3 protein-coding genes are annotated in these 3,359 nt (G+C 44.8%); all 3 read right to left on the bottom strand.

Annotation, left to right across the window (positions count from 1 at the left end):
• Window positions 1-434: 434 nt before the first annotated feature.
• The 3 genes from HW45_RS04000 to HW45_RS03990 are packed head-to-tail and all read right to left on the bottom strand — an operon-like array spanning window position 435 to window position 3,242.
• Window positions 435-1,454 carry a FecCD family ABC transporter permease gene (locus HW45_RS04000; RefSeq protein WP_038225004.1) on the bottom strand — a complete coding sequence of 340 codons (1,020 nt, stop codon included), beginning with the start codon at window positions 1,452-1,454 and terminating at the stop codon, window positions 435-437.
• A gap of 4 nt (window positions 1,455-1,458) precedes the next feature.
• Window positions 1,459-2,400 (bottom strand): ABC transporter substrate-binding protein, encoded by a 942-nt coding sequence (locus HW45_RS03995; protein ID WP_038225003.1) that lies wholly within the window; start codon window positions 2,398-2,400, stop codon window positions 1,459-1,461.
• Complete coding sequence (locus HW45_RS03990) at window positions 2,397-3,242, bottom strand: ABC transporter ATP-binding protein (protein ID WP_152559618.1); 846 nt, start codon at window positions 3,240-3,242, stop codon at window positions 2,397-2,399. Before HW45_RS03990 ends, HW45_RS03995 begins: the two co-directional genes overlap by 4 nt.
• Window positions 3,243-3,359 lie beyond the last annotated feature (117 nt).

The raw sequence follows: 3,359 nt of genomic DNA, 5'->3' as shown, positions 1-3,359 counted from the left end.
CGACTTCACGTCGCACGCCCCGTTGTGAGTTTGAATGGTTAAACATTAAATTCACGAAAGCGTTATTTGACTTACTTTTTGTAATTCTATTCATGTGTGGATAAAAGTAAAATAGATGGTGAATGGGCTGGTTATTTTGACAATCAGCTTATCGACGAATTAATGAGTGCAGACTCCCTTCCTAGATAAATCTCCAATTGGTCTTTGTGTATGCTCGTGGGACTTCCGACGATGTTTATCTAAGGAATTTTGGTTAAACAACTCATGATGGAACTGAAAGGCAAGATATCTTCACAACCAGAATCGCAAGCGTCTATGGAAGCACAAGAACTAATTGCTTGCCTCAAACAACAAACCCTCTTCTTGGTTAAATTTGAAGAGGGTTTCTATCGCTTTAATCCGATAACTTTGGCTTTTATATCTTCTCTGAGCCACTAACTCGATGCGCTGTTCTTCATCAGTAAGAAAAACACAAACACGCCACCTATTGAGGTCGTGACGATACCGACAGGAAGCTCCTGAGGAATGAGTAGGACCCGCGCTATCAAGTCACTTCCAAGCAAAAATATACTGCCAAGGACTGCGGAGAAAACACTCAATCCTTTATGTAATGAGCCCGTTAACATGCGTGCGATATGAGGCACCATAAGACCAATAAAACCGATAATGCCAGTGAGTGATACAAAGATTGCGGTACTAAAAGCACACACGACAAAGGTGAGGTTTTGTTGTTTAACTGGGTCGACGCCAAGACTACGGGCAGTGTGTTCTCCTGCCAACAATGCATCAAAGTTCCGATGATTATAGACTGCATAACTAAACACGATCACAAAGCCTGCTACAGCTAAAAACAAGTTGTCCCAACGAGCGAGCCCAAGTCCTCCCAAAGACCAGAATAGAACAGAGTGTGCTGCTCTTTGGTCACCAGAAAAGATCAAATAGTTGGTCAACGCGGTAAACACAAACGAGACAGCAAGGCCGGCTAATACGAGCTTTTCTGGCCCAGAATTCGCCATTCTCCTGACTAGTAAAATCACTAACCCTGAAGCCGTCATGCCACCAATGAAAGAGGCAAGAGGAAGCGTCCAAATGCCTAGAAAATCACCACCCAGTGTAATAACTGCGACAGCACCGGCGGCAGCTCCTGAGCTCAAACCAAACAAGAAAGGATCAGCGAGATCGTTTTTCGTCGTGGTTTGCAAGAGCGTACCAACAATACCCAATCCAGCTCCGACGAATATGGCAAGAAGTGCTCGGGGAAGTCTTAGATCGACAACAATGCCATACACAGGTCCCATCGTGTTTTCATTGTGAGTAAACAGTTGTCCAAATGCCTGTAAAGTCGTTTCAAGGGAAATAGGGGTAGAGCCATGAACAACAGACAAAATCAATAAGGTAGCGATTAGAGCGAAACCTAACGCTACCCAAGTCATGGTTTTAACGCTATCGGACATCTTGTTAGAAAAGCTCTGGATGCATGGCTTTTGCCACTTTTTCGATAACTTCGATATTGGCTGGGCCTGGCGTTAACTCTGCGTACTTCAGTGCGATAAAACGCTCGTTTTTAACTGCGTCCGTTTCTTTCATTGCAGGGTGTTGTTTCAAAAAGTCCAACAACTTAGTGGCACCATTGCCATCTTCATAATCCAAAAGGAGCAAAAACTCTGGATTTCTCATCGCCACAATTTCCCATGAGGTTCGACCCCAGCTCGTTTCCATATCAGCCATGACATTCTGACCTCCAGCGACTTCAATCATTGGCGTAATAATGGCATATTTTCCGGCGGTAAAGGGTTTCTCGTCGCCAGAGTCATACAAGAAAACTCGGGGGTTTGGCGCGTTTTTCACTCTAGATTGGATATCCGAAAGTTGTGATTTCCAGTCGGTTATTAACTTGTCTGCTTGTTGCTCTTTATCAAACACTTTCCCTAATCGAGAAATATCGTTAAAAAGCAAATCCATCGTCGCTTTCTCGCGTTTGGCCTCTATGTGCGTGCAGCTTTCGCTCAAAACGAGTGTGTTGATATTCTGTGCCGCGAGCGTATCTGGTGTAACTTCGCCGCCTGGTTTCATTCCGTAATACCAACCGGCGAAAAACAGGTCAGGATCTGCAGAAAGCAAGTTCTCCATGGTAGGGTATTTAGGTGCAAGTTCCGGGATGTCACCGCGCATTTTGTCGAACTCGGGGCCAGTTTTATACCAGCCAGTGATGCCCGTTAAACCGACAATTTTGTCTTGTAGATCGAGAGCAAAAGCCATCTCAGTCATATTAATGTCGTGCACTACCATACGCTCAGGTACAGAGTTAAAGGTGATAGGCTGACCACAGTTCTCGACAGTGACACTTGCCTGTGTTGTTGCGCTCAAGCAAAGAGCGAGAGAGGAAATGACTCTTTTCATATAAGTTCCATTATTTGACTGTTTTTTCTCGTAGGGATATCGATACTGACGAGGCTTCGACCTCCCTGAGGGTGTTCAAAGCGATACAATCCAACACCAAACACTTGATGGACAAGTTCAGTGGTTAACGTTTGGTCTGGAGTGCCAAATGCTCTTACTTTGGCTGATTCGAGCAAAAGAAGTTTGTCACACATCTGAACGGCGAGCGCCAGTTCATGCAAGACGGTAATCGTAGTGATACCAAGGCTAGCTACGATAGATAACACCTCGCCTTTCGCTTTGGGGTCGAGGTGATTAGTGGGTTCATCAAGAATCAGAACATCGGGCTTTTGGCATAAACTTCGCGCAACATAGGCCTTTTGCTTCTCACCACCCGAAAGTTGCTGCATCGTTTTACCCGACAAATGTGATATCCCGAGCAATGACATAGCATGTTCAACGTGATGTATTATCTCTTCTTTAGATGTTTGAGCTTCATGTGGGATACACCCAAGGCGGACGTAATCACGAACCAATAAGCGAGGGTCTGGCTTTTCGTGTTGGTCAATCACCGCAATTTTCGCGGCGCGCTGCTTAAGGGATAAGTGCTGGAGTGGTGTGTTGGCATAGAGGACTTCGCCTTGTGAGGGGGTTAACGTTCCAGTTAAGAGTTTAAGTAGTGTGCTTTTTCCTGAGCCATTGGGACCAATGATAAATAGGTTTTCTCCAACGTGTAGTTCGAAGCTTACAGTGTCGATCAGAAGTTGGTCACTACTGGTTTTGTAGCTTAAGTCTGATACCCGAATTACAGGGTGATTAGCGGTGTTGGGGGCTGGATGCATCTTTAACTTTCTAATGTTCAAAAACTGAGACCGTGTTGATGTAATAGAGGCGAAAGAACCGACATGAGGTTCGCTCAAAACAAACTTAATCCGGTACAAGTATGACTAGGTCTTATCTATGCTTATGCTTATGCTTAT

Origin of the sequence: Vibrio sp. ER1A (assembly GCF_000733315.1) — a bacterium.
GTDB lineage: Bacteria > Pseudomonadota > Gammaproteobacteria > Enterobacterales > Vibrionaceae > Vibrio > Vibrio mediterranei.
This window is presented reverse-complemented; position numbering and strand designations above follow the sequence as displayed.